Below are 701 nucleotides of genomic sequence, written 5' to 3'. Positions count from 1 at the left end.
AATACCTGCATTGTATACCAACCTGCAAGCTCTTCATAGTTAAAATTATGTTTAAAGTATTCGTTAAGTTCTACACCGTATTCATTGGCATAGTGCCGATTCTTTTTAAAATTCAATTAGTACTCCTTTACATACTCATAGGCATATCCATATTTGTCTTCATTAAGCCCAAACCGCTTAGCTTCATCAATATTATCAGTCAAATGATGTTCATTTACATAGTAAAGTTTTTTATTTTCTTCTCCAATGGTAACAAGTTTGACGAATACTTTATACTTTTTAGGTTCTTTTTTAAACTTAATATATCCTTGTTTTTCTAACGATTCTAAAACACTTCTAATATCTGGTTGTGAAACAAAAACTTTATTATTAATTTCTAGAAGTACTTCTTCTATTGTTCCTTTTTTCAATTCTTCTTCTCCTGTGATTGATTGAATATGTTTATCAAAATAAGCTAACTCTTTGCCATTTTTATCTTTTAACCAAGTGGCGATAATGTGCTTCCGTGTTATGTCATGCTTAAGCATATCTATCATTTCTTCTTGACTTCTTTTATAGTATTCAAGCTCTCTGAAATCTCCGTTTGACCATTTAACGCATTGTATATATTTCATTAGATAATTCCTCCAAGCCATGTAATAAGCAACGTTGCGATTATACCTATCCAAGTGATAGCGATAAGTGTAAAGCCGACACCTGCA

1 protein-coding gene is annotated in these 701 nt (G+C 31.1%); it reads right to left on the bottom strand.

From position 1 onward, the window contains the following. Positions 1 to 116 precede the first annotated feature (116 nt). Positions 117 to 614, bottom strand: a complete 498-nt coding sequence (locus L979_RS16095; RefSeq protein ID WP_137366048.1) for a hypothetical protein — start codon at positions 612 to 614, stop codon at positions 117 to 119. Between the last annotated feature and the right edge of the window lie 87 nt (positions 615 to 701).

Source organism: Kocuria sp. ZOR0020, assembly GCF_000800955.1.
GTDB lineage: Bacteria > Actinomycetota > Actinomycetes > Actinomycetales > Micrococcaceae > Kocuria > Kocuria subflava.
The sequence above is the reverse complement of the archived record's forward strand: the minus strand, read 5'-3'. Positions and strand labels throughout refer to the sequence as shown.